Annotated in this window: 25 protein-coding genes, 1 tRNA gene and 1 pseudogene; 17 read left to right on the plus strand and 10 right to left on the minus strand. The window is 68.6% G+C overall.

The genetic code is table 11. The features are described from left to right. Nucleotides 1-68: 68 nt before the first annotated feature. Nucleotides 69-1,706 carry a cation acetate symporter gene (locus HWD99_RS13095; RefSeq protein WP_241796694.1) on the minus strand — a complete coding sequence of 546 codons (1,638 nt, stop codon included), beginning with the start codon at nucleotides 1,704-1,706 and terminating at the stop codon, nucleotides 69-71. Then, a pseudogene (locus HWD99_RS13100) lies at nucleotides 1,703-2,051 on the minus strand (DUF485 domain-containing protein). The gene HWD99_RS13095 and the pseudogene HWD99_RS13100 overlap by 4 nt, the downstream one beginning before the upstream one ends. 112 nt (nucleotides 2,052-2,163) lie before the next feature. Between HWD99_RS13100 and HWD99_RS13105 the strand changes: the two are divergent. Next, on the plus strand, nucleotides 2,164-3,024 hold the full coding sequence (locus HWD99_RS13105) for a LuxR C-terminal-related transcriptional regulator (protein WP_308220730.1): 861 nt from the start codon (nucleotides 2,164-2,166) through the stop codon (nucleotides 3,022-3,024). A gap of 99 nt (nucleotides 3,025-3,123) precedes the next feature. Continuing rightward, nucleotides 3,124-3,471 carry an Lsr2 family protein gene (locus HWD99_RS13110; protein WP_241796695.1) on the plus strand — a complete coding sequence of 116 codons (348 nt, stop codon included), beginning with the start codon at nucleotides 3,124-3,126 and terminating at the stop codon, nucleotides 3,469-3,471. An 84-nt stretch (nucleotides 3,472-3,555) separates the two neighbouring features. Here HWD99_RS13110 and HWD99_RS13115 read toward each other — a convergent pair whose 3' ends face one another. After that, a complete protein-coding gene (locus HWD99_RS13115) occupies nucleotides 3,556-4,131 on the minus strand; it encodes a MarR family winged helix-turn-helix transcriptional regulator (RefSeq protein WP_241796776.1) in 576 nt (191 codons plus the stop codon). 145 nt (nucleotides 4,132-4,276) lie between these two features. On the opposite strand from HWD99_RS13115, the gene idi reads away from it, so the two are divergent. The 8 genes from idi to HWD99_RS13155 are packed head-to-tail and all read left to right on the plus strand — an operon-like array spanning nucleotide 4,277 to nucleotide 12,193. Further along, nucleotides 4,277-4,798, plus strand: a complete 522-nt coding sequence (gene idi, locus HWD99_RS13120; RefSeq protein WP_241796696.1) for an isopentenyl-diphosphate Delta-isomerase — start codon at nucleotides 4,277-4,279, stop codon at nucleotides 4,796-4,798. 2 nt (nucleotides 4,799-4,800) lie between these two features. Beyond that, entirely contained in the window at nucleotides 4,801-5,880 is a 1,080-nt protein-coding gene (locus HWD99_RS13125) for a polyprenyl synthetase family protein (RefSeq protein WP_241796697.1), read from the plus strand. After that, the gene (locus HWD99_RS13130) at nucleotides 5,877-6,782 is read left to right on the plus strand and encodes a squalene/phytoene synthase family protein (protein WP_241796699.1); all 906 of its coding nucleotides are present in this window, start codon (nucleotides 5,877-5,879) and stop codon (nucleotides 6,780-6,782) included. Before HWD99_RS13125 ends, HWD99_RS13130 begins: the two co-directional genes overlap by 4 nt. Further along, entirely contained in the window at nucleotides 6,779-8,377 is a 1,599-nt protein-coding gene (gene crtI, locus HWD99_RS13135) for a phytoene desaturase family protein (RefSeq protein WP_241796700.1), read from the plus strand. Before HWD99_RS13130 ends, crtI begins: the two co-directional genes overlap by 4 nt. Beyond that, entirely contained in the window at nucleotides 8,377-8,721 is a 345-nt protein-coding gene (locus tag HWD99_RS13140; protein ID WP_241796777.1) for a lycopene cyclase domain-containing protein, read from the plus strand. The genes crtI and HWD99_RS13140 overlap by 1 nt, the downstream gene beginning before the upstream one ends. After that, the gene (locus tag HWD99_RS13145) at nucleotides 8,718-9,059 is read left to right on the plus strand and encodes a lycopene cyclase domain-containing protein (protein WP_241796701.1); all 342 of its coding nucleotides are present in this window, start codon (nucleotides 8,718-8,720) and stop codon (nucleotides 9,057-9,059) included. Before HWD99_RS13140 ends, HWD99_RS13145 begins: the two co-directional genes overlap by 4 nt. Then, the gene (locus tag HWD99_RS13150) at nucleotides 9,056-9,940 is read left to right on the plus strand and encodes a prenyltransferase (RefSeq protein ID WP_241796702.1); all 885 of its coding nucleotides are present in this window, start codon (nucleotides 9,056-9,058) and stop codon (nucleotides 9,938-9,940) included. Before HWD99_RS13145 ends, HWD99_RS13150 begins: the two co-directional genes overlap by 4 nt. A 57-nt stretch (nucleotides 9,941-9,997) precedes the next feature. After that, nucleotides 9,998-12,193: an MMPL family transporter gene (locus HWD99_RS13155; RefSeq protein WP_241796704.1), complete on the plus strand. Its 2,196-nt coding sequence runs from the start codon at nucleotides 9,998-10,000 to the stop codon at nucleotides 12,191-12,193. Between the two features lie 5 nt (nucleotides 12,194-12,198). On the opposite strand, the gene HWD99_RS13160 is transcribed toward HWD99_RS13155, so the two are convergent. The 4 genes from HWD99_RS13160 to HWD99_RS13175 form a co-directional block, all read right to left on the minus strand. Beyond that, nucleotides 12,199-12,272, minus strand: a tRNA-Arg gene (locus HWD99_RS13160). Between the two features lie 35 nt (nucleotides 12,273-12,307). Beyond that, the gene (locus HWD99_RS13165; RefSeq protein ID WP_194763687.1) at nucleotides 12,308-12,805 is read right to left on the minus strand and encodes an HNH endonuclease; all 498 of its coding nucleotides are present in this window, start codon (nucleotides 12,803-12,805) and stop codon (nucleotides 12,308-12,310) included. A gap of 331 nt (nucleotides 12,806-13,136) precedes the next feature. Continuing rightward, the gene (locus HWD99_RS13170) at nucleotides 13,137-13,967 is read right to left on the minus strand and encodes a M23 family metallopeptidase (RefSeq protein ID WP_241796705.1); all 831 of its coding nucleotides are present in this window, start codon (nucleotides 13,965-13,967) and stop codon (nucleotides 13,137-13,139) included. A gap of 254 nt (nucleotides 13,968-14,221) precedes the next feature. Then, nucleotides 14,222-14,923, minus strand: coding sequence for a metal-dependent transcriptional regulator (locus HWD99_RS13175; RefSeq protein ID WP_194763689.1), 702 nt, complete (start codon nucleotides 14,921-14,923; stop codon nucleotides 14,222-14,224). A gap of 98 nt (nucleotides 14,924-15,021) precedes the next feature. Here HWD99_RS13175 and serC point away from each other — a divergent pair, with 98 nt between their 5' ends. Next, entirely contained in the window at nucleotides 15,022-16,134 is a 1,113-nt protein-coding gene (serC, locus tag HWD99_RS13180) for a phosphoserine transaminase (protein WP_241796706.1), read from the plus strand. Nucleotides 16,135-16,217: 83 nt separating this feature from the next. Here serC and HWD99_RS13185 read toward each other — a convergent pair whose 3' ends face one another. Further along, on the minus strand, nucleotides 16,218-16,925 hold the full coding sequence (locus tag HWD99_RS13185; RefSeq protein ID WP_241796707.1) for a DUF3027 domain-containing protein: 708 nt from the start codon (nucleotides 16,923-16,925) through the stop codon (nucleotides 16,218-16,220). Continuing rightward, entirely contained in the window at nucleotides 16,909-17,289 is a 381-nt protein-coding gene (locus HWD99_RS13190; RefSeq protein WP_241796708.1) for a cold-shock protein, read from the minus strand. The genes HWD99_RS13185 and HWD99_RS13190 overlap by 17 nt, the downstream gene beginning before the upstream one ends. 134 nt (nucleotides 17,290-17,423) lie before the next feature. On the opposite strand from HWD99_RS13190, the gene HWD99_RS13195 reads away from it, so the two are divergent. From HWD99_RS13195 to HWD99_RS13220, 6 genes are all read left to right on the plus strand, one after another. Further along, a complete protein-coding gene (locus tag HWD99_RS13195; protein WP_241796709.1) occupies nucleotides 17,424-17,696 on the plus strand; it encodes a multidrug ABC transporter ATPase in 273 nt (90 codons plus the stop codon). Between the two features lie 10 nt (nucleotides 17,697-17,706). Beyond that, nucleotides 17,707-19,419 (plus strand): helicase-associated domain-containing protein, encoded by a 1,713-nt coding sequence (locus HWD99_RS13200; RefSeq protein WP_241796710.1) that lies wholly within the window; start codon nucleotides 17,707-17,709, stop codon nucleotides 19,417-19,419. Between the two features lie 42 nt (nucleotides 19,420-19,461). Further along, nucleotides 19,462-21,102, plus strand: a complete 1,641-nt coding sequence (locus HWD99_RS13205; protein ID WP_241796711.1) for a DNA repair helicase XPB — start codon at nucleotides 19,462-19,464, stop codon at nucleotides 21,100-21,102. 102 nt (nucleotides 21,103-21,204) lie between these two features. Continuing rightward, nucleotides 21,205-21,891, plus strand: a complete 687-nt coding sequence (locus HWD99_RS13210) for a response regulator transcription factor (protein WP_096714949.1) — start codon at nucleotides 21,205-21,207, stop codon at nucleotides 21,889-21,891. A gap of 54 nt (nucleotides 21,892-21,945) precedes the next feature. Further along, the gene (locus HWD99_RS13215; protein ID WP_241796712.1) at nucleotides 21,946-23,637 is read left to right on the plus strand and encodes a cell wall metabolism sensor histidine kinase WalK; all 1,692 of its coding nucleotides are present in this window, start codon (nucleotides 21,946-21,948) and stop codon (nucleotides 23,635-23,637) included. A gap of 124 nt (nucleotides 23,638-23,761) precedes the next feature. Continuing rightward, on the plus strand, nucleotides 23,762-24,049 hold the full coding sequence (locus tag HWD99_RS13220; RefSeq protein ID WP_241796713.1) for a WXG100 family type VII secretion target: 288 nt from the start codon (nucleotides 23,762-23,764) through the stop codon (nucleotides 24,047-24,049). Between the two features lie 94 nt (nucleotides 24,050-24,143). Here HWD99_RS13220 and groL read toward each other — a convergent pair whose 3' ends face one another. Further along, entirely contained in the window at nucleotides 24,144-25,763 is a 1,620-nt protein-coding gene (gene groL, locus HWD99_RS13225; protein ID WP_241796714.1) for a chaperonin GroEL, read from the minus strand. Nucleotides 25,764-25,790: the final 27 nt, after the last annotated feature.

The following is a 25,790-nucleotide window of genomic DNA, read 5'->3' on the forward strand; positions in this document are numbered from 1 at the left end:
GTGGACCCCGGCGAGTAGGCCGCCGGGGTCCACGTGTACGGCGGTGTCCCGCACCGCGAGGGCATCGATCAGTGATCGACGGCCTTCTCGGCACCGAACCCGGTGAGCGAGCGCACCTCCATCTCTGCGGCCAGCGTCGGCGACTCCTTCGTCCTGCTCGTGATGGTCCCGAGCCAGCCGAGGAAGAACCCGATGGGGATCGACACGATGCCGGGATTGTTCATCGGCCACAGCACGATGTCGATCCCGGGGATCATCGAGGTGGGCGAGCCCGAGAACACCGGAGACAGCACGATCAGGATGATCGCCGCCCCGAGGCCTCCGTACATGCTCCACACCGCGCCCCGCGTCGTGAAGCGCCGCCAGAACAGCGAGTACAGGATGGTCGGCAGGTTCGCCGATGCCGCGACGGCGAAGGCCAAGGCGACGAGGAAGGCGATGTTCTGCCCCTGCGCCCCGATGCCGCCGACGATCGCGAGGATGCCGATCACGATCACGGTGCGGCGGGCGACACGGACCTCGCCGTTCGGATCCGGCTCGACCGGGTTGCCCGCCGCATCCTTCCTGCCCTTCTGGATCACGTTGGCGTAGATGTCGTGAGCGAATGAGGCGGCGGCCGTGATGGTGAGGCCGGCCACCACGGCGAGGATGGTGGCGAAGGCCACCGCCGAGATGAATCCGAGCAGCACCGGACCGCCGAGGTACAGGGCGAGGAGCGGAGCGGCCGAGTTCGGTCCACCCGGCGCGGCCGCGATGACATCGGCTCCCACGAGAGCACCGGCGCCGTAGCCGAGCACCAGCGTCAGCAGATAGAACCCGCCGATCAGCCAGATCGCCCACACCACCGACCGACGCGCTTCCTTGGCGGTCGGGACGGTGTAGAACCGCATCAGCACGTGCGGCAGACCGGCGGTGCCGAGCACCAGCGCCATGCCCAGCGACAGGAAGTCCCACGGGTTGGCGCCGTACTGCAGCCCCGGAGCGAGGATCGCGTCTCCCTTGTCGGAGTTCGCCACCGCCGCCTCGAGCAGGGTGTTCAGGTTGAACCCGTGGATCGCGAGGACCCACACGGTCATCGCGATGGCACCGCCGATGAGCAGGAACGCCTTGACGATCTGCACCCAGGTGGTCCCCTTCATGCCGCCGATCAGCACATAGACGATCATGAGCACGCCCACGACAGCGATGACGATCGACTGCCCCACGCGTCCGTCGATGCCGAGGAGCAGCGAGACCAGACCACCGGCACCGGCCATCTGCGCGAGCAGATAGAAGAAGCAGACGGCGAGCGTGGTGATGGCCGCCGCCATCCGCACCGGACGCTGCTTCAGGCGGAAGGAGAGGACGTCGGCCATCGTGAACTTGCCGGTGTTGCGCATGAGCTCGGCCACGAGCAGCAGGGCCACGAGCCAGGCGACGAGGAATCCGATCGAGTAGAGGAACCCGTCGTAGCCGTTGATCGCGATCGCCCCGCAGATGCCGAGGAACGATGCCGCCGACAGGTAGTCGCCGGCGATCGCGAAACCGTTCTGCGGCCCGGTGAAGGATCGACCCGCCGCGTAGTAGTCGGCCGCGGTCTTGTTGTTCCGGCTCGCGCGGATGACGATGAACAGCGTCACCGCGACGAACGCGACGAAGATCGAGATGTTGAGCACGGGATTGCTCTCGACAGCGAGGGTCTCGCCGGTGGCGGTCAGGACGTTCATGCGTGCCCCTGCGCCTTCTCGAGTTCTTCACGGATCTCGGTCGCTATCGGATCGAGCTTCCGATTCGCGAAGGCGACATATCCCATCGTGATCGCGAATGTGGTGACGAATTGTCCGAGTCCCAGCAGCAGCCCGACGGTGATATCCCCCCCAGACGCGCTGCGCCATGAAATCGGTCGCGAACGCCCCGAGCAGGACATAGACGAAATACCAGATCAGGAAGAATGCCGCGAGCGGGAAGATGAATGATCGCTGCGTGCGTTTGAGCGTGCGGAAACGTTCGGATTCCTCGACGGCGATGTAGTCGATTCCGTCCGCCGATTCGGCAGGTGAATGGTCGGTCATGGGGCCTCCTTGCCACATGGTCTACGTCTCGCGCGGGCCGGCCTCGCGAGTGGTAGGGTCGACGCTACGAAACGGGGAACGGTGCCGTCACCCCCGAAAGTAGGTAGTCGTCGTGAGCACAGCGACCGGGATGGAATCCGAGACCGAGCTCGTCGCCAGAGCCGTGCGCGAGCTCTCTCAGCGAACCCGATTTCCCGTCGCGTTCGGCGGCCTGATCGACGAGGGGGTCGTCAGCGTCTCGAGCATCGTGGGCAACCGGACCCGCAGCCTCGACGGCCTGCGCGTGCGCCCGGAGCGTGGACTCGGCGGCCGCGCGATGATGGAGATGCGCCCCCGCATGACGAACGACTACGGCTCATCCCGGCAGATCACCCACGACTACGACATGTTCGTGCTCGGCGAGGGGCTGCACACGCTGCTGGCGCTGCCGATCATCGTGTCCGGTCGCCCCCGGGGCGTGCTCTACGCCGGGGCCTGGGACCGGACTCCGGTCGGCGGGGTCACGACAGCGCCCGCCATGCAGATCGCCCAGTCCGTGGCGGACGAGCTGCGCATCCGCGATGAGGTCGATCGCCGCCTGCGCGGGTCGGTGCCCCCGCCCGACGCCGTCGCACCGCGCCAGCGCGAGGAGCTGCGCGAGAGCTTCGCCGAGCTGCGCAGCATCGCCGCCTCGGTCGACGACGTCGACCTGCGTGCGCGCATCGCCCAGGTCGAGCAGCGCCTGGTCCTGCTCGCCGGCGACGCGGGCTCCCCTCCCGCGACGGGACCGGTGCCCACCGTCCACCTCTCTCGGCGAGAGACCGACGTGCTGGCGTGCGCGGCACTCGGCGCGACGAATGCCGAGATCGCCGCCCAGCTCGGACTCCGGGAAGGCACGGTCAAGGCGTATCTGGGTACCGCGATGTCGAAGCTCGACGCCTCGACGCGCCACGCTGCGGTGACGAAAGCGCGTCGCGCGGGCATCCTTCCCTGAGGGCGAATTACCGCCTCAGGTCGCGATCGCCGTCAATCTGGAGTTCTCCGAATGACGAATTGCTTCTGATATCCCCGTGGCCGCTGTATCGTCGTCATCATGGCAAGAAGAATTGTGCACCAGCTGGTTGATGACATCGACGGCAGCATTCTGGAGGTCGGCGAAGGCGAGACCGTCCATTTCTCACTGAATGGCGCCTCTTACGAGATCGACCTGAATGCAGAGCACGCGGAAGAATTGCGCACCGCTCTCGAGCCGTACATCTCGGCAGGGCGCCGAGCGGGCTCCTCCTCGGCCGCACGATCGACGACCGCTTCTCGCAAGCGCCCCGCTCGCAACCCCGAGGTCGCGGCCATCCGCGCCTGGGCGAACGACAACGGCTACACGCTGTCCGAGCGCGGTCGCATCCCCGCGCCTGTGGTCGAGGCGTACAACGCCGCCCACTGATCATCACCCACCGAACGAGCCCTCGGCTGAGTCGGTACGCGCCGCAGAACCCGCGCGCCGACTCGGTCGGAGGTCGTCGATTCCTCAGTCGGAGGGCACCGCGTCGGTGCGCGCCCAGGCCTCGTCCTTCAGCGTGATCTCACCCGCCATGTCCGAGAGGAACCGGATCACGACGTCGCGCTCCTCCGGAGTCAGACGCGCGGCGGAATAGAACCTCTTCGCCTGCTGCTTGCCGACCGTGTCCATCGCCGCCTGCCGGGTCTCGGGCGTGATCGTGATGGCGAGCGCGCGCCGATCGGTCGGGTGCGGGGCACGACGGATGTGCCCGCCCTTCTCCAGCCGATCGAGCAGCTTCGTCGTCGATGCCGTCGAGATGCTCAGATGCGTGGCGATGCCACCGGGCGTCGCCACCACTCCGCGGTTCTCGGAGACGATCAGGTAATGCAGAGCCCGCATGTCGGTCTCGTTCAGGCGCATGTAGCGCCGCGAGGCCTGTGACAGCTTCAGCTCCGCGTCACGCAGCTCACCGAGCGCGCCCATCAGCGCCGCGATCTGCTGGAGGTCTTCCGGCCCGACACCCGAACGGTCGATGAGCACGCTTCGCGGGTCGCTCGACTCGACATCGTAGATCGCCGAGTGTGCAAGCCCGTCGGGTGACATCGTTCCGCGACGCGAGACCACATCCGACGAGCCGCTCCCCCGAGGGCTGGCGTCAGATCCGTTGTTCATGGGATCATGCTACACACGATTAGTTTCATGTTATGTTGATAATTAGCTAAGCTAGCGAAATCTTGGAGGTTCCCCGTTGGATGAGGTCACCCTCCTTTCCCCAGACGGAGACGCGATCGGCGTCTTCCCGAAGGACGAGGTGCACACGACGCAGACGCCTCTGCACCTGGCGTTCTCGTGTCACGTCCTCGACGAGGACGGTCGACTTCTGGTCACCCGCCGTGCGCTGGGCAAGCGCACGTGGCCGGGCGTATGGACGAACAGCTTCTGCGGACACCCCCGCCCCGGCGAGGACATGACGGCCGCGGTCCATCGCCGTGCGCAGGATGAGCTGGGCCTCACCATCACCGACGTCACCCTGGTGCTCGCCGATTACCGCTACCGCGCTGTCGACGCGAGTGGGATCGTCGAGAACGAGATCTGCCCCGTGCACATCGCCCGGATAGCCGGGACTCCCTCGCCCGATCCCGACGAGGTCTCGGAGTGGGCATGGGTGGACCCCGCCGACTTCGCCGACGCGGTCGCGACGGCCCCCTTCGCCTTCAGCCCCTGGCTCGTCGAGCAGCTTCCGCAGCTGCGCGCACTCGGGGCGGTCTGATCATGAGTTCCACAGCCGTCCATGAGGACAGGGGAACGCAGGTGGAGGAGGTGCTCCGACGCCGCTTCACCGCGCACAGCGACAACGCGCAGGCTTACGGCGGCGAGTTCGCGGCGCTGTGGCGGGCTGCCGCAGACCACGCCCTCGGCGGCAAGCTCGTGCGCCCCCGACTGCTGCTCGACATCCACCGCGCACTGTCCCCCGAGTCCGACACCGAGCAGGCGACGGCGGCCGTCGACGTCGCGACCCACATCGAGCTCCTGCACTACGCCTTCCTTCTGCACGACGACGTGATCGACGGCGATCTGACCCGCCGCAAGCGCCCGAACCTCATCGGCGCACTCGCCTCCGCGAACCCCGGGGCGACGGAAGAGGCCTCGCTGCACTGGGCCCGCTCCAGCGCGATCCTCATGGGAGACCTGCTGCTGTCGGCAGCCGTGATGGGTTTCGCACGCGCCGATCTCCCCCACGAGACGCGCACCCGGCTTCTCGACCTCGTCGAGCAGACGATCCTCGAGACCGTGGCCGGGGAGCACACCGATGTCGCGCTGAGCCACGGGATCGTCGCACCCGACCTGCACACGGTGCTCAACATGAGCGTGTACAAGACGGCCACCTACTCGTTCTCCCTGCCGTTGCGGGCGGGCGCCATGCTGGCGGGGTCCTCGTGCGCGGCCGAAGACACTCTGCACCTGGTCGGCCGGCACCTCGGGCTGGCATACCAGCTGCAGGACGATCTGCTGTGCGTGTTCGGGGACCACCGGATGCACGGCAAGGATGCCTTCTCCGACCTGCGCGAGGGCAAGGAGACCGCGATCATCGCCTACGCGCGATCGACCTCCGCCTGGCCGCGCATCGAGCGCACCTTCGGCAGCGTCGACCTCACCATGCACGAGGCGACGGAGATCCGCGACCGGCTTCGCGAGTGCGGCGCCGAGAGCTTCGTCACCGGGCTCATCGCCGATCAGCGCGCAGCCGTCGACACCCTGGTTGCCGACGCCGAGCGCAGCGGAGAGATCAGCACCGATGCGGCGCGCACCATCACCGCGGTCGCCGCTCGCCTCGACGGGCGACAGTCGTGAGCGCCGCTGCGGCGCAGGCCGGCGGCGACAGCCTCGGACGTTTCAGTCGCGCCGCCGACACGGCATCGACCGACGTCATCCGCACCTATTCGACATCGTTCGGACTGGCGACGAGACTGCTCGGAGAGCGCCACCGCCAGCACGTGCGCAACATCTACGCCATGGTGCGGATCGCAGACGAGATCGTCGACGGCGTCGCGGCCCAGGCGGGTCTCGACGTCTCAGCGCAGACCGCGGCCCTCGCGTCGTACGTCGCCGAGACGCACCGCTCGATGAGCACCGGGTACAGCACCGACCTCGTTCTGCACGCTTTTGCGCGCACGGCCCGGGAATGCGGGATCGGCGAGGACCTCACGCAGCCGTTCTTCGACTCCATGAGCGCGGACATCACGAGTACCGCCGACTTCACCGCCTTCGACGCCGAGGCGCACGAGCGCTACGTGTACGGCTCAGCGGAGGTCGTCGGGCTCATGTGCCTGCGCGTGTTCCTGCGCGGGGCGACCCGCACCGACGACGAGCACGCCGTGCTCGTGCACGGCGCGCGCCAGCTGGGCGCCGCGTTCCAGAACGTGAACTTCCTGCGCGACCTCGCCGATGACACCGACCGCCTGCAGCGCGGCTACCTGGCGGAGTCCGGCAGGCTCAGCGACGCCGACCGCGACGAATGGGTGAAGAAGATCGACTCTCAGCTCGACGACGCCCGCCTCTCGATCCCGCTGCTGCCGAAGGATGCACGCGCTGCCGTGCGCAGTGCACTCGCGCTCTTCGAGGCGCTGAACCGCCGGGTGGCCCGGACCCCCGCCAGCGAGCTGTACCGCCGACGGGTGCGGGTGCCTGATCCGATCAAGGCCCTGCTGGCCGCACGTGCGGTCGCCGTCACCGCCGTGGAGCGCGACCGATGAGCCGCGTCGCGGTGATCGGCGCCGGCGTCGCCGGCCTCGCTGTGGCGGGACTGCTCGCGCGTGACGGTCACGAGGTGACCGTGTACGAGAAGAACTCCCGCGTCGGCGGACGCGCCGGAACGATCGAGCGCGACGGATTCCGCTTCGACTCCGGCCCGTCGTGGTATCTGATGCCCGAGGTCTTCGACCACTTCTTCACGATGATGGGCACCACGACCGCCGAGCAGCTCGACCTCACGGTCCTCGACCCCGGCTACCGGGTCTTCCGCGAGCCTCGGGAGGACGGCGCCCCGTCGGCGTCGGTGACGGTGCCCAGTGGCCGAGCCGCGGTGACCGAGCTGTTCGAGTCGCGAGAGCCGGGGTCGACCCGGGCACTCGACGCCTATCTGGATTCGGCCCACGAGGCACGGACGATGGCCGAGAAGTACTTCCTCTACAACCCGTTCACGCGCCTGCGCACGCTGACGAGTCCCGAGGTGCTGCGTGCGCTCCCCCGCCTTCTGTCGCTCCTGGGCACCCGGCTGCAGTCCTTCGCCGCCCGACGCTTCCGCGATCCGGTGCTCCGCCAGATCCTGGGCTATCCGGCCGTGTTCCTGGGCACCGATCCGCGCAGCGCGCCGGCCATGTACCACCTGATGAGCGCCCTCGACCTCGACGAGGGCGTCAGCTACCCGCAGGGTGGCTTCTGGCGCGTCGTCGAGCGGATCGCCGACCTCGCCCGCACCGCGGGGGCGACGATCGTCACCGACGCCGATGTCACGGCCATCCGCACCCGCGACTCCGGAGGCGAGCGCGTCGCGAGCGGCATCGAGTGGCGTGACGCCGAGGGAGTCCTGCATCGGGACGACGCCGACATCGTCGTGTCCGGCGCCGACCTGCACCACACCGAGACCCGCCTGCTTCCGCCCGAGCTGCGGACGTATCCGGAGAGCTGGTGGGATCGTCGCACGAGCGGCCCCGGAGCGGTGCTGGTGATGCTCGGCGTGCGCGGCTCGCTCCCCGAGCTGCCCCACCACTCCCTGTTCTTCACCGACGACTGGGACGCCAACTTCGACGCGATCTTCGGCGACCACCCGGCGATCCCCTCTCCCGCATCCACCTATGTGTGCCGGCCGAGTGCGACCGACGAGACCGTGGCCCCTCCCGACCACGAGAACCTCTTCGTGCTCGTGCCGATCCCCGCCGACACCGATCTGGGCGGCGGCGGGTCCGACGGCGCGGGCTCCCCGCTCATCGAAGAGGCCGCGGATGCCGCGATCGACCTCATCTCACGATGGGCGGGCATCGACGATCTTCGCGAGCGCATCGTGGTGCGCGAGACCAAGGGCCCCGCCGACTTCCGCGACGACTACAACTCGTGGCGCGGCGGGATGCTCGGCCCCGCGCACATCCTCTCTCAGAGCGCGATGTTCCGGGCGCAGAACGCCTCGCGCCGCGTCGCGGGGCTCTACTACGCCGGCGGGACGACCGCGCCGGGGGTCGGCGTGCCGATGTGCCTCATCAGCGCGGAGATCGTGCTGAAGCGCATCCGGGGCGACCACTCGAGCGGCCCGCTCGCCGAGACGACACTCACCACTCCCACCCCGGTCTCATGATGGGTGTCGTGTACCTGGCGATCCTCCTCGCCACTCTCGCCTGCATGCTGCTGCTCGACTGGCGCTTCCGCCTCTTCTTCTGGCGCGATGCCGTCTCCGCCTCCCTCGTGACCGTCGTGGGTCTGATCTTCTTCCTGCTGTGGGATGTGGCCGGAATCGCCGGCGGCATCTTCTTCCGGGGCGAGGCCGTCGTCGCGACGGGGATCGTGCTCGCCCCCGAGCTTCCGATCGAAGAGCCGGTGTTCCTGCTGTTCCTCGTGATCTGCACCATGGTCGTCTACACCGGCGCGATGCGCATCCTGGCACGACTGCGGGTCCGGCGCGTCACGGAGAAGACGTCATGACGTACATCGAGCTCTCCGCGTGGTTCCTGGGAGCCGCCGTCGTGGTCGCGATCGCCGCCTCGCTGCTCGCGGGTCGTCGCCGCGCGAGCCTGGCCGGCATCGGCATCACCGTCGCCGTGCTGTTCCTCCTCACCGCGGTCTTCGACACCCTGATGATCGCGACGGGTCTCTTCCACTACTCATCCGGCCATCTGCTCGGCATCCACATCGGGCTCGCACCGCTCGAGGACTTCGCGTATCCGATCGCGGGCGCGATCCTCCTGCCGGCGCTGTGGGCGGCGCTGCGGGCTCGCCGACGCTCGCGGGTCGGCCCCACCGGCGAGGAGGATCACTCGTGAACGCATCGACGAGCTCGGCACGCAGCGACGTCGCGCAGATCGTGCTCTCGTCGCGCCCGATCAGCTGGATCAACACGGCCTTCCCCTTCGCTGCGGCCTATCTGCTCGCGACGCGCGAGGTCGACCTCATCCTGATCCTCGGGACCCTGTACTTCCTCGTGCCGTACAACCTCGCGATGTACGGCATCAACGACGTGTTCGACTACGCCTCCGACCTCGCCAACCCGCGCAAGGGCGGCATCGAGGGAGCGCTGCTCTCGCCCCGCATCCACCGCGCGACGCTGTGGTCGGCGGTGGTGACGAATGTCCCGTTCCTCGTGTACCTCGTCGTCGTGGGAAACCCCGCGTCATGGCTCTGGCTCGCGATCAGCGTGTTCGCCGTGATCGCGTACTCGGCACCGGGACTCCGCTTCAAGGAGCGGCCGTTCCTCGACTCCACCACGTCGAGCCTGCACTTCGTGACACCCGCGATCGTGGGCCTGACTCTCGCGGGCGGAGCGGTCACCTCCACCGCGGTGATCGTGCTGGTCGCGTTCTTCCTCTGGGGCATGGCCGCTCATGCCTTCGGCGCCGTGCAGGACATCGGCCCGGACCGCGAAGGCGGCATCGGCTCGATCGCGACCGTGATCGGCGCCCGCGCGACCGTGCGGCTGGCGATCGGGCTCTGGGTGGCGGCCGGCGTCGCCATGCTCTTCACGTCGTGGCCGGCTCCGCTCGGCGCCGTGCTGGCCCTGCCGTACATCGTGAACGCCGCTCCGTGGTGGAACGTGACCGACGAGACGTCGTCCGGGACGAACCGCGCGTGGCGCCGCTTCATCGCCCTCAACTACTTCGCGGGCTTCCTGGCGACGATGATCCTGATCCTCGCCTGGCTGTCCTGACGCCCACCACACCCGACCTGTCCGTCCCTCCCCGTTCTCCTTCCCGAGAGGAACCCGATGTCCAGCCCTGACCGCTCGCCGAGCCCGTCGACCCCGCCGACCCGCGAACGCCCCCGGCGGCACTCCTGGGTCCGTGTGCTCCTGCCGGTCGCTCTGATCCTCGTGTGGCTGGTCGGCGCAGGGCTCGGTGGTCCGCTCTTCGGCAAGATCGACGAGGTGTCGTCGAACGACCAGACCAGCTACCTCCCCGAGTCGGCCGACGCGACGCAGGTGCAGAAGCTGCTCGGCGAGTTCCGCGACAGCGACTCGATCCCGGCCATCGCGGTCTTCGTCGGAGACGGCGTGCTCTCCGAGAGCGACGTCCAGACCATCACGGATGCCGTGGCCGACGCGCCGTCCGTCGAGGGTGTGAGCGAAGACGTCTCCCCCGCCCTCACCTCCGACGACGGCGAGGCCGTGCAGGCGTTCATCCCGATCGACAGTGACGCCGAACTCGGCGACACCGTGGCGGCCCTCGGCGACGAACTGCGTGCCGCGGCACCCGACGGGGTCACGGTGTACATCACCGGCCCCGCCGGCTTCAGCGCCGACCTCGTGGCCGGTTTCGCGGGCATCGACGGCCTGCTCCTCGGCGTCGCGCTCCTCGCCGTGCTGATCATCCTCGTGCTCGTGTACCGGTCCTTCCTGCTGCCTCTCGTGGTGCTGTCGACGAGCCTGTTCGCGCTCTGCGTCGCGCTCCTCGTCGTGTGGTGGCTCGCGAAGTTCGAGGTGCTCCTGCTCAGCGGGCAGACCCAGGGCATCCTCTTCATCCTGGTGATCGGCGCGGCCACCGACTATGCGCTCCTCTTCGTCGCGCGGTTCCGCGAAGAGCTCCGTGTCTCCCGCGACAAGGGTACGGCCGTGCTCTCTGCCTGGAAGGGCTCGTTCGAGCCGATCGTGGCCTCGGGCGGCACTGTGATCGCGGGTCTGCTCTGCCTGCTGCTCAGCGACCTGAAGTCGAACAGCACGCTCGGTCCGGTCGCCGCGATCGGCATCGTCTTCGCGATGCTCGCCGCCCTCACCCTGCTTCCCGCGCTGCTGCTGCTCTGCGGGCGGGCCGTGTTCTGGCCGCGCCGGCCGAAGTTCGAGCCCGAGGTCGTGGCCGAAGAGCACGGTATGCGCACCACCGGTCTCTGGGCCCGACTCGCCGGCCTCATCACCAAGCGCCCCCGCGTGATCTGGATCGTCACGACGCTCGTGCTGCTCGCCGGAGCCTCGGGGGTGCTGCAGCTCAACGCCTCGGGCGTGCCGCAGTCCGATCTCGTGCTCGGCGCGTCCGAGGCCCGCGACGGCCAGGTCGCGCTGGGCGAGCACTTCCCCGGCGGCTCGGGAAGCCCGGTGTACGTCATCGTGCAGGAGGACCGTCTGCAGGATGCGGCCGACGTGCTGCTCGCCGACGACGGCGTCGACGGCGTCGCTGTGACGGCATCCGATTCACCGAGCGGTTCGGCGCCGGTGACCGCAGACGGGATCTCGGCGTTCGGCCCTCCCGGCACCCCCGCGCCCGAGCCCACCGTCGTCGACGGCGAGGTCCTGCTGCAGGGGACGCTCACCGACGCCGCGGACTCCGACGCCGCTGCGCAGACCGTGCGCGACCTCCGCACTGAGCTCGATGAGATCGATGCGGTGGTCGGCGGTGTCACCGCGACGGCGATCGACACGAACGATGCCTCGATCCATGACCGCAACCTCATCATCCCGGTGATCCTGGTCGTGATCATGCTGATCCTGATGCTGCTCCTGCGGTCGATCCTCGCCCCCGTGCTGCTGATCGCGACGACGGTCCTGTCGTTCGGCACCGCGATGGGCGTCTCGGCACTCGTGTTCAACGGGGTCTTCGACTTCCCCGGGGCCGACCCTGCCGTGCCTCTCTACGGCTTCGTGTTCCTCGTGGCGCTCGGCATCGACTACAACATCTTCCTCATGACCCGAGTACGAGAGGAGTCTCTGGAGCACGGCACCCGCGAGGGCGTGCTGCGCGGACTCTCGATCACGGGCGGGGTGATCACGTCGGCCGGACTCGTGCTCGCGGCGACCTTCGCCGCCCTGTCGGTGATCCCGATCCTGTTCCTCGTGCAGCTCGCATTCATCGTCGCGTTCGGAGTGCTGCTCGACACGTTCGTGGTGCGCTCGCTGCTCGTGCCGGCGCTCGCCTACGACCTCGGTCGAGTGATCTGGTGGCCGTCGAAGCTCTGGCGGCGGGGCCGCGACTGATGGGGTGCCCTCGACTGGATTCGAACCAGCGACCTGCCCTTTAGGAGAGGGCTGCTCTATCCTGCTGAGCTACGGGGGCGTGGGTTCCATTCTAGAGGCACCCTCGCCCCCGGATCACGCTGCCAGAGCGAGGTACGGCTCCCACCGGGGGTCGCTGCGCTCGCTCCCGCGCACCGTCCATGCGGTGCCGTGCGGCGGCCGGGGTGTGAACCGCAGCGCCCAGCGCATCTCCTGCGGCGTGCGGTCGCTCTTGACGTTGTTGCAGCGGAGGCAGCAGGCCACGAGGTTCTCCCACGAGTCCGCTCCCCCGCGCGAGCGCGGGAGCACGTGATCGATGGTCGAGGCGGCCTTGCCGCAGTATCCGCACCGATGATCGTCCCGCCGCAGCACACCGCGCCGGGTCACGGGGACGCGTCTGCTCACGGGGATGCGCACGTACCGCGACAGGATGATGACCGCAGGTCTGTCGTACACGCCGTGGCTTCCCCAGACGGGATCGTCCTCCACGCGTTCGATCACCGTGGCCTTGTCGTTCATGACCAAGACCAGGGCTCTCTTGAACGACACGATCGCCAGAGGCTCGTATCCCGCGTTCAGTACCAGTGTGCGCATCGTCATCCTCTCGATCCGCCGGGACGGCTTCCCGGCACTCTCGACTCACACGCGCCGCGCAGGACGTGAGCGCACGCAGGGACGAAAAAAGGCGCTGTCTACAGACAGCGCCTTCTACGCACGGCAGAACCGTGGAGTCCCTGCGGACGATGCTGAAGGACGTGACGACCGAGGGCATCCATGGTTCGGATGCTCGGTATTCGCTCCATCAGCTTCTCCCGCCTGTTACGACAACGCGTTCAGGCTAACCCATGAGCGGGGCGCGAGGGCCAAACTCCGGATGAACAGCCGAAGGCGTGTCCCCGGATGAAGCGGGAGATGCCGAGTGCGCTCAGCCCGCGTTGGCGCCGAGCCAGGCGATGGGCTCCATGAGTCCGCCGTTCACCCAGACCTCGAAGTGCAGGTGGTTCGCGGTCGACCGGCCCGTGCTCCCGACGAAGCCGATGAGCTGTCCTGCGGCGACCGTCTCGCCGGCCTGCACCTGACGCGAACCGTAGATCATGTGACCGTAGGTGGTCTGCACGCGCTGACCACCTACGACGCTGTCGAGCATGACGCAGACGCCGTAGCCGCCGATGCTCTCCGCCGACGCGCGGACCACGCCGGCAGCCGCCGCGTAGATCGGGGTGCCGGCAGGAGCGAGCATGTCCGCACCCTGGTGCGCGCCGCCGACCGTGCGGCTGACGTTGTAGGAGCCCTGCGGAAGCGGATAGCGGACCTCTCCGGAACCGGGAGAGACGAGCGCGTAGTTGCCGGTGTTGAAGTTGCCACCGGACGAGGCTGCGGATGCGGCGGCCGCGGATGCGGCTGCCGCTGCGCGAGCGGCTGCGGCTTCCTCCGCCTTCTTCTTGGCGATCTCATCGGGAGTGGTCGCCGTGAAGGTTCCACGATCGAGAGTGGCGGCCGTGGCTGCCGAGGCGACGACCAGAGACTGCGAGTCGTCGGCGGCCAGCTGCTGGAGAGTGGTCGCTGCCGCCTCGCTCGGCTTGGACGATGCGTAGGCCGGCAGAGCGACCGCGGCGACCAGAGCACCGACTGCCCCGAAGATGGCGATCGATCGCAGAGGCTTCACGGCCTTGCGTGCGGTGGTCGCGGCACGGGCGGTGCGGGCGACTGCTCGATCTTCAGATGTCTTCGCGGGTGATTCGATGTCTTTGACCAAAACGTAATCCTCCTGCGCCTGCACGCTTCGGGTAGCGCTGACTCGTCGGCACTCTGCTCTCGTGGCACGAATGTATCTCGGGTACTTTGTGCGTTCTGACCGGGAAGACGACGAGCCTGGAAGGCGATCCTCTCGGGTATCGTCAGCGGGCTTTCACGACGACCTGTCCGAGGTTACCGGAAGATAACGAAACTGTCACCCTGTGAAACTGGCAATCCCCGCAGAGGCGGAATCACGCGGGATTTCTCGCCGGATCAGGCCGGTTCCCCCACGAGGAAGATGTGCGAGGCGAGCTCGACGGGCAGCTCTAGCCCGTCGTCCTTGCCCTCCATCTGGATGAGCACGTAGCCCTCGTTGAACCGGTAGTCGCCCTTCGCTCCGGGGACGACACCCGCGTCGCGGAGCTGCTCGAGGAGCTCGGGGTCGACCTGCGCGGGCTCCGCGAGGCGACGGACGGTGCCCTCGATCGGGGCGCCCGCGGCGTTGAGCTTCTGCACGAGACCGATCACGCCTTCGTCGAAGGTGCGCGCGGGGGTGTCGCCCAGCTGGTCGAGGCCAGGGATCGGGTTGCCGTACGGCGACTCGGTGGGATGGCCGAGGAGCTCCACGAGACGACGCTCGACCTGCTCGCTCATCACGTGCTCCCACCGGCACGCCTCTTCGTGCACGTACGCCCAGTCGAGGCCGATCACGTCGGAGAGGAGGCGCTCGGCGAGGCGGTGCTTGCGCATCACGTCGACGGCCTTGCGGCGGCCGGCGTCGGTGAGCTCGAGCGTGCGGTCCTCCGAGACGACGACGAGCCCGTCACGCTCCATCCGGCCGACGGTCTGCGAGACCGTGGGACCCGAGTGCCCGAGGCGCTCGGAGATGCGTGCGCGCAGCGGGACGATGTTCTCCTCCTCGAGTTCGAGGATGGTGCGGAGATACATCTCCGTGGTGTCGATCAAGTCCGTCATGCGGCCCTCCGAGTCTCGTTAGGCAAGCCTACATTCCTCCACGGACATCAGGCGTCACGCGGTGTGGAGGCGTTATCGGCACGGCTTAGACTCGACGCATGGCGATCGAGATTCCCCGTGACCTCCTGCCCGTCGACGGCCGCTTCGGATGTGGCCCCTCGAAGGTGCGCCCCGAGCAGCTCGAGGCGCTGCTCGCCGCAGGGCCCACGCTTCTGGGCACCTCGCACCGACAGGCGCCCGTGAAGAACCTCGTCGGCAGCGTCCGCGAGCAGCTCGCGGCGCTGTTCCGCCTTCCCGAGGGCTACGAGATCATCGTCGGCAACGGCGGATCGACGGCATTCTGGGATGCCGCGGCCTTCGGCCTGATCGAGCGTCGCAGCCAGAATCTCGTCTTCGGCGAGTTCGGGGGCAAGTTCGCGGCCGCGGCAGCCGCTCCGTGGCTCGAGGCACCCGACGTCCGCAAGTCCGAGCCCGGGTCGCGTGTCGCGGCCGAGATCGTCGACGGCGTCGACGTGTACGCCTGGCCCCACAACGAGACCTCGACCGGCGTCGCCGCCCCCGTGGAGCGCGTGGCCGCCGAGGGCGCGCTGACCGTGATCGACGCGACCAGCGCGGCGGGCGGCATCGACTTCGACGCCACCCAGGCCGATGTCTACTACTTCGCGCCGCAGAAGAACCTCGGCTCCGACGGAGGGCTGTGGTTCGCCGCCGTCTCGCCCGCCGCGATCGACCGCATCGAGCGGATCGCGGCATCGGATCGATACATCCCCGAGTTCCTCAGCCTGAAGAACGCCGTCGACAACTCGCGGCTCAACCAGACGCTGAACACTCCCGCCCTCACGACCCTGCACCTGCTCGACAGCCAGCTGCGCTGGATCAACGGCAACGGCGGTCTCGCCTGGGCCGGCGCCCGCACGGCCGAGTCGTCGACCGTGCTCTACGACTGGGCGGCGGCCTCCGCCGTCGCCACCCCGTTCGTCGCGGATGCCGCGCACCGCTCCCCCGTCGTCGTCACGATCGACTTCGACGACACCGTCGACGCGGCAGCGATCGCCAAGACGCTGCGCGCGAACGGCATCGTCGACACCGAGCCCTATCGCAAGCTGGGCCGCAACCAGCTGCGCGTCGCGACGTTCGTCTCGATCGAGCCCGACGACGTGCGCCAGCTGACCCGCGCCATCGACTACGTGCTCGAGAACCAGGGCGACTGACCGTCGGACAGGATGCAGAAAGGGGGCCGCGTGATCACGCGGCCCCCTTTCTCATGCTCGTGGCCCGTCCCCGGGCCGGGAGGTCACTCCTCGTCGTCGGAGTCGTCGTCCTCGTCCGAGTCGTTGTCATCCTCGTCCGAATCTTCCTCGTCGGAGTCATCCTCGTCCGCGTCTTCCTCGTCCGCGTCTTCCTCGTCCGAGTCCTCGGACTCGTCGTCGTCCGTCGTGACGGAGTCATCGAGCTCGTCGATGTCGACGCCGTCGAGATCGCCCGCGTGCAGCACACGCGGCTCCGCCGTCAGATCGTCATCGTCGATGTCGTCATCATCGTCATCGTCGTCCGAGTCGTCATCGTCGTCGAGGTCGTCCTCGTCCTCATCGATGTCGTCGAGCTCGTCGTCCTCGAGTCCGTCCGCGTCGTCGGCGTCCGGGTCGGCCTCCGCCGCGGCGGCGGCCTGCTCGGCCAGCTCCACCTGGTGCGCGCGGTACTCGGCGAGCCGCTCGGCCCACGGCACCCATTCGGGTGCCAGCAGGGCCCCGTCACCGGGAAGCAGCTCGACCTCGAGGACCGTGGGCTCCTCCTCGTCGACGCGCGCGACGGTCACCGTCCAGTACCAGCCCGGGTATCCCGGGAGGCGGTTCTCGAACCGCAGCGAGACGGATCCGTCTTCCTCGGGGAGGTAGCCGGCCGCGGGTCCGACGGTCGACGCCGGAGTGATCTCGTGCAACGCGGCGAGCGCGAGATCATGAGCGTCGACGAGACGCTGATCGACGTCAGGCTTCGAGGTCATCAGCGACCTTGCGCAGGACGGCCGCGATCTTGCGGCCGTGGGAGGACGAGGGGTAGCGACCGCGGCGCAGGTCGCCGCCGATGCCGTCGAGCAGCTTCACGAGGTCTTCGACGATGATCGCCATGTCGTCGGCCGGCTTGCGCTTGGCCTTCGCCAGGCTCGGAGGAGCCTCGAGCACGCGCACCGAGAGCGCCTGCAGACCCCGCTTGCCGTCGGCGACGCCGAACTCCACGCGCGCACCGGCCTTCACCGCCGTCCCGGCGGGCATCGCCGACGCGTGCAGGAAGACATCCTGGCCGTCATCGGCGGCGATGAAGCCGAAACCCTTGTCTTCGTCGTAGAACCTGACCTTGCCGGTGGGCATGGGAGAAACCTCGCTGAGTCGGTGTGGAGCGGGAAGGCGCGCAGATGCGCCTCTCCCAGCCTACCGGTCGGCGCGGGCCCACGCCGAGGTCGCGGGCGGAACCGCCGCGGCCCGCAGCGACTAGGCTGAGACCGATGAGTATGAAGAGTCCCGAACCGGATGTCCCCGTGCGCCGGGTGGACCGCATTCTGGCGTTCACGGCACTGGGCCTCGCTGCCGCGTCCATCCTCTGCTTCTTCGCGATCATCATCGGCACCGCGGTCGGCATGCAGCAGCAGGACTTCGGCTCCGGGGTCTGGCCGCTCGTCGCGGCGGTTCCCTATTGGGGACTCCCCGCGGCTTTCGTGATGATCATCGTCCTGCTGTCGATGAGCTTCGTGCGCAAGGGTCGCGCGTCGCGATCCTGAGGCCATCGGCATGACGACGCACGCCCGCCCCCTCGCCGAACGGCTGGCCGCGGCGAGCGATGCCGAGCTCACCACCCTCTTCGCCGCGCGTGGAGTGCGCCCCGACGCGGGCTGGCAGGACTTCTTCGATGCCGCCGAGGCGCTGCTCGATGCCGCATCCCTCTCCCGAGTGCTGCCCACACTGACCCGCGCCGAGGCGATCGCACTGCACACCGCCGCGCAGTCGGCATCCACGATCCTCGAGTCCGCCGAGCGCACGACGCTCGAGTCCCTCGCGCTGGTGCGACCGGACGGCGCACCGTGGCCGGACGTCGCCCTGGTCGTCGCGGATCGTCCCGCACCAGCCGCCGTCGCTCCGTCCCCACCCGCCGTCGCCGGCGAGGCTGCGGAGGCCCACGCAGCCGAGCGTGCCTTCACGACGGTGTCGGCCGTGGCCGACCTCCTGCTCCTGGCACGCGAGCGGCCGTTCACCCTTCTCACCAGCGGCACTCTCAGCGCCGGCGAGAAGCGGCAGCTCGGCGAGGCCGGCCTCGACGTCGACACCGTCGATGCCCTTGTCGCCATCGCCAGGGACGCCGGACTGGTGGTGGTCGACGACCGCCGCCTGCGAACGACGGTCCGTTCCGAGCAGTGGCTGCGGTCCTCGGTCGCCGATCGATGGCGTGCTCTGGTGTCGAGCCATCGCGACACGCTGCCCCGCGGTGTGCGCACGGATGGCGGTGGGTGGATCCCGACCACCGCCTGGCCCGACGCGCACCCCTGGGATGCGTCCTGGCCCGACCGCAGCGCGGCGCTGCTCGAGCGAGCCCGACTCCTCGGACTCCGCGCCGATGACGGCAGCGAGCCCTCCTGGGCGGTCCGGGTGCGACGCGGCGAGCAGATCGACCCCGCGCCTCTCACCGTGCTGCTGCCCAGCGAGGTCGACCGCATCTTCCTGCAGAACGACCTGAGCGCGATCGCCCCCGGACCGCTGGCTCCGGCGCTCGACGTGCGCCTGCGGACGATCGCCGCCCGGGAGTCCGCGGCCCAGGCGTCGTCGTATCGCTTCTCCCAGGAATCCGTGGCCCGCGCACTCGTCGCCGGCGAGACCGAGGAATCGATCGTCGAGTTCCTCGAGAGCGTCTCGCTCACCGGCATCCCCCAGCCGCTCCGCTACCTCGTCGCGCAGACGGCGCAGCGTCACGGGCTCGTGCGGGTGTCGACCGATTCCGAGACCGGCCGCACCCGGATCGAGAGCGTCGACAGCACGCTGCTCGACGCGATGTCGGTGGATCAGACCCTGCGGCCGCTCGCCCTCACCACGCACGTCGGCTCACTCAGCACCCGCGTCGGTCGCGACACCGTCTACTGGGCCCTCGTGGATGCCCGGTACCCGGCCACGCTCGTCGACGAATCCGGAGCGGCGCTGACCGGGGAGCGCAATCCGGCGGCGGATCCCGCTCCGTCGCGGCCGGTCGACCATGCTCCGCTGATCGCCGCGCTGCGGTCGCAGCAAGGACCGGATGCCGACGCGGCGTGGCTCGATCGCGAGCTCGAGTCGGCCGTGCGATCGCGGGCGACGCTGCAGGTGACCATCGGAATGCCCGACGGCTCGACGCGCGATCTGCTGCTCGAGGCGACGGGCCTCGGCGGCGGGCGGCTGCGTGGCCGGGACCGTGCGGCCGATGTCGAGCGCACGCTGCCGGTGTCGAGCATCCGAGCCGCCACCGTGGTGGAGCCCTGACGATCGAGCCGTGACCGTGATCGAGCAGTAAACTGGACAGCTATGTCTGATGGCCCCCTGATCGTCCAGAGCGATCGCACCGTGCTGCTCGAAGTCGCCCACGCCGACGCCGAGAGCGCCCGCCACGAGCTGGCGATCTTCGCGGAGCTCGAGCGCGCCCCGGAACACATCCACACGTACCGGATCACCCGCCTGGGCCTCTGGAACGCCCGCGCAGCGGGACACACGGCGGAGGACATGCTCGAGACCCTCGACCGCTGGTCGCGCTTCCCCGTGCCGCCGTCCGTGTCCGTCGACCTCCGCGAGACCGTGAACCGCTACGGCCGGCTGGTGATCGAGCGCGACGACGAGGGCACCCTGATCCTGCGATCGAACGACCCCGCCGTGCTCACGCAGGTGGCGAACAACAAGCGCATCCAGCCGCTGCTGCTCGGCCACCCGACGCCCGAGTCGTTCATCGTCGACGCCTGGGCGCGCGGCCAGATCAAGCAGGAGCTGCTGAAGATCGGCTGGCCGGCCGAGGACCTGGCGGGGTACACCCCCGGAACTCCCCATGAGATCGACCTCGCGGAAGACGGCTGGCGGATCCGCCCGTACCAGCAGGATGCCGTGGATGCCTTCTCGAAGGACGGCTCCGGCGTCGTCGTGCTGCCCTGCGGCGCCGGGAAGACGATCGTCGGCGCCGGCGCGATGGCCGCGACGAAGACGACGACCCTGATCCTCGTGACCAACACGGTGTCGGCGCGGCAGTGGCGCGATGAGCTGCTCAAGCGCACCAGCCTGACCCCGGACGAGATCGGCGAGTACTCCGGCCAGGCCAAGGAGGTCAAGCCGGTCACGATCGCGACCTACCAGATCCTCACCGCCAAGCGGAAGGGCGAGTACGCGCACCTCGCGCTGCTCGATGCTCTCGACTGGGGCCTCATCGTCTACGACGAGGTGCACCTGCTGCCCGCTCCCGTGTTCAAGCTGACCGCCGATCTGCAGGCGCGCCGACGCATCGGGCTCACCGCGACGCTCGTGCGGGAGGACGGCCGCGAGGGCGACGTCTTCAGTCTGATCGGCCCCAAGCGGTTCGACGCACCCTGGAAGCAGATCGAGGCGCAGGGGTTCATCTCCCCCGCCGTCTGCTACGAGGTGCGCGTGGATCTGCCGCCGAGCGACCGTCTCGAGTACGCGGCGGCCACCGACGACGAGCGCTACCGGCTCGCGGCATCGGCTCCGGCGAAGATCCAGGCGGTGCGCGAGCTCATCGCGAAGCACGCGGACGAGCGGATCCTCGTGATCGGCCAGTACCTCGACCAGCTCGATTCGCTGTCGCAGTCGCTGGATGCTCCGCAGATCACCGGCGCCACCCCCGTCGACGAGCGCGAGCAGCTGTACCAGGCGTTCCGCGAGGGAGAGATCCCGGTGCTCGTGGTGTCGAAGGTGGCGAACTTCTCGATCGACCTTCCCGAGGCATCCGTGGCCATCCAGGTGTCCGGTTCGTTCGGATCCCGGCAGGAGGAGGCGCAGCGACTCGGGCGTCTTCTGCGGCCCAAGAAGTCGGGTCACACGGCGAGCTTCTACACGCTCGTCGCGCGGGACACGATCGACCAGGACTACGCGCAGAACCGCCAGCGATTCCTCGCCGAGCAGGGGTACAGCTACACGATCATGGATGCCGACGCGATCGCGGCCTGACCGCCTCCGCGCCGCCTCCGTGCCGGGCGCTTCGCCCTCGGCGTACTCGCCGCTCCGACGGATCACCAGCAATCCCATCGACGGAGTCACCATAATGGGGTCATGACTGATGCGCGCATCCTGGTCGTCGACGACGAGCCGAACATCCGCGACCTGCTGTCCACGGGCCTGAGCTTCGCGGGCTTCCAGGTGAAGACGGTCGCCAACGGCGCGGCCACCATCTCCGCCGTGCTGGAGGAGGAGCCCGACCTCATCATCCTCGACGTCATGCTCCCCGACATGAACGGGTTCAGCGTGACGAAGCGTCTGCGCGGCGCGGGGTTCACCGCTCCGATCCTGTTCCTCACGGCCAAGGACGGCACGGACGACAAGATCGAGGGACTCAACGCGGGCGGCGACGACTATGTCACCAAGCCGTTCAGCCTCGATGAGATCGTCGCACGCGCGCAGGCCATCCTCCGCCGCACGATGCAGGCCGACGAGGAATCCATCATCCGCGCGGGCGAGCTGTCGATGGACCAGGACACGCATGACGTGCACGTCGGCAAGGAGCCGATCGAGCTCAGCCCGACCGAGTTCAAGCTGCTGCGCTATCTCATGCTCAACCCGAACCGCGTGCTGTCGAAGGCGCAGATCCTCGACCACGTGTGGGAGTACGACTTCAACGGAGACGCGGGGATCGTCGAGAGCTACATCTCGTACCTGCGCCGCAAGATCGATCCGCACACCGAGGAGTCGGTGATCCAGACCAAGCGCGGGTTCGGATACATGCTCAAGGTCGGCAAGTAACGCCGACCGCTTCCCACGCCGACACCGCACAGCATCCGTCTCGAGGAGGACCGCATGGCGCGCAAGCCCGACGCGGTCACCCGCTGGTGGCGAGCGATCAGTCTGCGCGCCAAGGTCACGGGCGTCACGGTGGCGGTGCTCGCCCTCGGTCTGCTCGCCGCAGGAGTCGGAACGGTGCCGATCCTGCGCAATGCCCTCGTCAGCAACATCGAATCGCAGCTGCCCGCACTCGTCTCGGCGGATCTGGCTGACCGCTACTTCGACGTGGCGATGGTCGACGGCGAGACGCATTACACGCCCAAGGAGTCGCCTCGCGACTTCTTCGTCGCGATCTACGACGGCGAGGGCGTGCTGCAGACGACCACCGGCACCTCCGCGAACGGCTCACCGCTGTTCCCCTCGACCTTCACCCTGCTCGACGCGCAGACGAAGAGCGACGGCACCTTCGCCCTCGAGGGAACGAAGGGGGCGAGCTTCCGCGCCGCGGTCGCGAGTCTGCCCGGTGAGGGCGGTGGATCACTGCGCATCCAGGTCGTCGCGATGCCACTCGACTCGGCCGATCGGATCATCAGCCAGTACTTCGGCATCTACATCACGGTCGCGCTGGTCACCATCCTGCTGGCGGCGCTGCTCACACGTGGACTGGTGACCCTCACCTTCCGACGGCTCGGCCAGGTCGAGTCCACGGCCATGTCCATCGCGGCCGGCGACTTCAGTCAGCGATTGACCGATCTCGAGCCGACGACCGAGGTCGGTCGCCTGAACTACGCCATCAACACCATGCTCGACAGGGTCGACGGCTCCCTCGCACAGCGCGATCGCACCGTGCGGCACATGCGCCGTTTCATCGGCGACGCGAGCCATGAGCTGCGCACGCCGCTGGTGAGCGTGCGCGGATACGCCGAGCTCTACCGCATGGGCGCGATCAAGGGCGAGGAGGACACCGCCCGGGCGATGGAGCGCATCGAGAAGGAGGCGATCCGCATGGGCGTCCTCGTCGAGGACCTCCTCGCACTCGCCCGGCTCGACGAGGAGCGCGAACCCGAGATCGAGCCGCTCGACCTCCGCCCGATCGCCCGCGACGCCGCACTCGATCTGCGCGCCGCCGCTCCGGCGCGCACCGTCTCGGTCGTCGACCGCACCGTCGAGGCCCCGCTGATCGACGTCACCACCCGCCCCAACCCCGTGGCGACCACGACACCGCCGCCCGTGCCGCGCGGGCTGTCTCGCGGAACGCTGTCTCGGCTCCGGCGCCGCCCTCGGGGGGCCGAGAAGGTTCCCGCGATCGACTTCACCGAGGCCACCGACATCCCGGTGCGCACACCTCCGATCATCCTCGGCGAGGAGAACAAGGTCCGCCAGGTCGTGACGAACCTGCTGGGCAACGCGCGGCGCTTCTCGCCCGAGGAGAGCCCGATCGAGCTCGTCGTCGACGCCGACCGCGTGCGGGGCACCGGGAGCATCTCGATCGTCGACCACGGCGAGGGGATCCCTCCGCAGATCCGCGAGCAGATCTTCGAGCGCTTCTGGCGCGCCGACACCTCACGCGCCCGCGAGACCGGCGGCTCGGGTCTGGGGCTCGCGATCGTCGCGTCGATCGTCAAGGCTCTGCACGGCAGCGTCGAGGTCTCGGAGACACCGGGCGGTGGCGCGACGTTCACCGTCACGTTCCCCCTGGCACCGTCACGTGCCACCCCTGCGCATCTGCTCGAAGACACGCAGCCGCTGGAACCGCTCGATCTCTGAGCGTCGTTCTCCACGGGCGTGCACGATCGCCGGTTCTGCACACCGGACGGCCGCTCGGCACCCCACGGTGATCGCGTACGACGCCGTTCTCGTACCGTCAGAACCCCATCGATAAGGAGTTCTCATGTCTGTCTTCACCGTTGACACCGAAGCCGTCGGCGCCGCGCACGGCTCCACCCTGGCCACCATGGAGCGCTTGCGCGCCGAGGCGGCCACCCTCATGGCCCAGCTCACGCAGCTGCAGTCGACCTGGGCGGGATCGGCATCGAACGCGTTCCAGTCCTGCGCCGAGCAGTGGCGTGGCGCACAGATCCATGTCGAGCAAGCCCTCGAGTCCATCGGCACGGGGCTCGGCAGCGCGGCGACGCAGTACGCGGACGCCGACAACTACTCGGCGAGCCTCTTCCGCTGAGGCCCGCAGAGCCGCGCGATCACGCAGAAACGCCCCGACCGAAGTCGGGGCGTTTCTGTGTGTCAGGACCGGAGTCCCTGGTACTGCGGAAGGATCAGAAGTCCATGCCGCCCGAGGGGTCACCCATCGGAGCAGCGGCCTTCTCGGGCTTGTCCGCCACGACGACCTCGGTGGTGAGGAAGAGAGCCGCGATCGATGCTGCGTTCTGCAGCGCCGAGCGGGTCACCTTCGCCGGGTCGATGATTCCTGCGGCGAACATGTCGACGTACTCGCCCGAGGCTGCGTTCAGGCCCTGGCCCGAGGGGAGCTCGGCGACCTTGTTCGCGACGACGCCCGGCTCGAGACCGGCGTTGAGCGCGATCTGCTTGAGCGGAGCCTCGATAGCCACGCGGACGATGTTCGCACCGGTCGCCTCGTCACCCGAGAGCGACAGAGCGTCGAGTGCCTTGGTGCCCGACTGGATCAGCGCGACGCCACCACCGGGGACGATGCCCTCTTCGACGGCCGCCTTCGCGTTGCGAACGGCGTCCTCGATGCGGTGCTTGCGCTCCTTGAGCTCGACCTCGGTCGCAGCGCCGGCCTTGATGACGGCGACGCCACCGGCGAGCTTGGCGAGACGCTCCTGCAGCTTCTCACGGTCGTAGTCGCTGTCGGTGTTCTCGATCTCGCGACGGATCTGCGTGACGCGACCCTCGATCTGCTCGGCCTCACCGGCACCCTCGACGATCGTGGTCTCGTCCTTGGTGACGATGACCTTGCGCGCACGACCCAGCAGGTCGAGCGTGGCGTTCTCGAGCTTCAGGCCGACCTCTTCGGTGATGACCTGACCACCGGTGAGGATCGCGATGTCCTGCAGCTGCGCCTTGCGGCGGTCGCCGAAGCCGGGAGCCTTGACGGCGACCGACTTGAAGATGCCCTTGAGCTTGTTGAGCACGAGAGTCGCGAGAGCCTCGCCCTCGACGTCCTCGGCGATGATGACGAGCTCCTTGCCGTCCTGGATCACCTTGTCGACGATGGGCAGGAGGTCCTTGATGTTGGAGACCTTCTGGTTCGCGATGAGGATGTACGGGTCCTCGAAGACGGCTTCCTGGCGCTCCGGGTCCGTCACGAAGTACGGGTTCAGGTAGCCCTTGTCGAAGCGCATGCCCTCGGTGAGCTCGAGCTCGGTGCCGAAGGTCTGCGACTCCTCGACGGTGACGACGCCTTCCTTGCCGACCTTGTCGATCGCCTCGGCGATGAGCTCGCCGATCGCGGGGTCAGCTGCGGAGATGGATGCGGTCGCGGCGATCTGCTCCTTGGAGTCGATCTCCTTGGCGCTGGCGAGCAGCTCCTCGGTGATCGCTGCGACGGCCTTCTCGATGCCGCGCTTGAGCGAGATGGGGTCAGCGCCGGCTGCGACGTTGCGCAGACCCTCGCGGACCAGTGCCTGAGCGAGCACCGTGGCGGTGGTGGTTCCGTCGCCGGCGACGTCGTCGGTCTTCTTGGCGACCTCCTTGACGAGCTCCGCGCCGATCTTCTCGTACGGGTCGTCCAGCTCGATCTCCTTGGCGATGGACACACCGTCGTTCGTGATCGTGGGAGCGCCCCACTTCTTCTCGAGCACGACGTTGCGACCGCGCGGGCCGAGCGTCACCTTGACGGCGTCGGCGAGGATGTTGAGGCCGCGCTCGAGGCCGCGGCGGGCCTCCTCATCGAAAGCGATGATCTTTGCCATGAGTTTTGTCGTCCCTCCTGGACGTAG

It is taken from the genome of Microbacterium sp. C5A9, assembly GCF_022627955.1.
In the GTDB taxonomy this organism is placed as follows: Bacteria; Actinomycetota; Actinomycetes; order Actinomycetales; family Microbacteriaceae; genus Microbacterium.

Coding starts and splice junctions, on each gene's coding strand:
- HWD99_RS13145 (WP_241796701.1), top strand. CDS start 8,718: ATGACGTACATCGAGCTCTCCGCGTGGTTCCTGGGAGCCGCCGTCGTG.
- groL (WP_241796714.1), bottom strand. CDS start 25,763: ATGGCAAAGATCATCGCTTTCGATGAGGAGGCCCGCCGCGGCCTCGAG.
- serC (WP_241796706.1), top strand. CDS start 15,022: ATGGCGATCGAGATTCCCCGTGACCTCCTGCCCGTCGACGGCCGCTTC.
- HWD99_RS13205 (WP_241796711.1), top strand. CDS start 19,462: ATGTCTGATGGCCCCCTGATCGTCCAGAGCGATCGCACCGTGCTGCTC.
- HWD99_RS13220 (WP_241796713.1), top strand. CDS start 23,762: ATGTCTGTCTTCACCGTTGACACCGAAGCCGTCGGCGCCGCGCACGGC.
- HWD99_RS13140 (WP_241796777.1), top strand. CDS start 8,377: ATGGGTGTCGTGTACCTGGCGATCCTCCTCGCCACTCTCGCCTGCATG.
- HWD99_RS13195 (WP_241796709.1), top strand. CDS start 17,424: ATGAGTATGAAGAGTCCCGAACCGGATGTCCCCGTGCGCCGGGTGGAC.
- HWD99_RS13115 (WP_241796776.1), bottom strand. CDS start 4,131: ATGTCACCCGACGGGCTTGCACACTCGGCGATCTACGATGTCGAGTCG.
- HWD99_RS13110 (WP_241796695.1), top strand. CDS start 3,124: ATGGCAAGAAGAATTGTGCACCAGCTGGTTGATGACATCGACGGCAGC.
- HWD99_RS13210 (WP_096714949.1), top strand. CDS start 21,205: ATGACTGATGCGCGCATCCTGGTCGTCGACGACGAGCCGAACATCCGC.
- HWD99_RS13185 (WP_241796707.1), bottom strand. CDS start 16,925: ATGACCTCGAAGCCTGACGTCGATCAGCGTCTCGTCGACGCTCATGAT.
- HWD99_RS13175 (WP_194763689.1), bottom strand. CDS start 14,923: ATGACGGACTTGATCGACACCACGGAGATGTATCTCCGCACCATCCTC.
- HWD99_RS13155 (WP_241796704.1), top strand. CDS start 9,998: ATGTCCAGCCCTGACCGCTCGCCGAGCCCGTCGACCCCGCCGACCCGC.
- HWD99_RS13095 (WP_241796694.1), bottom strand. CDS start 1,706: ATGAACGTCCTGACCGCCACCGGCGAGACCCTCGCTGTCGAGAGCAAT.
- HWD99_RS13200 (WP_241796710.1), top strand. CDS start 17,707: ATGACGACGCACGCCCGCCCCCTCGCCGAACGGCTGGCCGCGGCGAGC.
- HWD99_RS13215 (WP_241796712.1), top strand. CDS start 21,946: ATGGCGCGCAAGCCCGACGCGGTCACCCGCTGGTGGCGAGCGATCAGT.
- HWD99_RS13190 (WP_241796708.1), bottom strand. CDS start 17,289: ATGCCCACCGGCAAGGTCAGGTTCTACGACGAAGACAAGGGTTTCGGC.
- HWD99_RS13165 (WP_194763687.1), bottom strand. CDS start 12,805: ATGCGCACACTGGTACTGAACGCGGGATACGAGCCTCTGGCGATCGTG.
- HWD99_RS13125 (WP_241796697.1), top strand. CDS start 4,801: ATGAGTTCCACAGCCGTCCATGAGGACAGGGGAACGCAGGTGGAGGAG.
- crtI (WP_241796700.1), top strand. CDS start 6,779: ATGAGCCGCGTCGCGGTGATCGGCGCCGGCGTCGCCGGCCTCGCTGTG.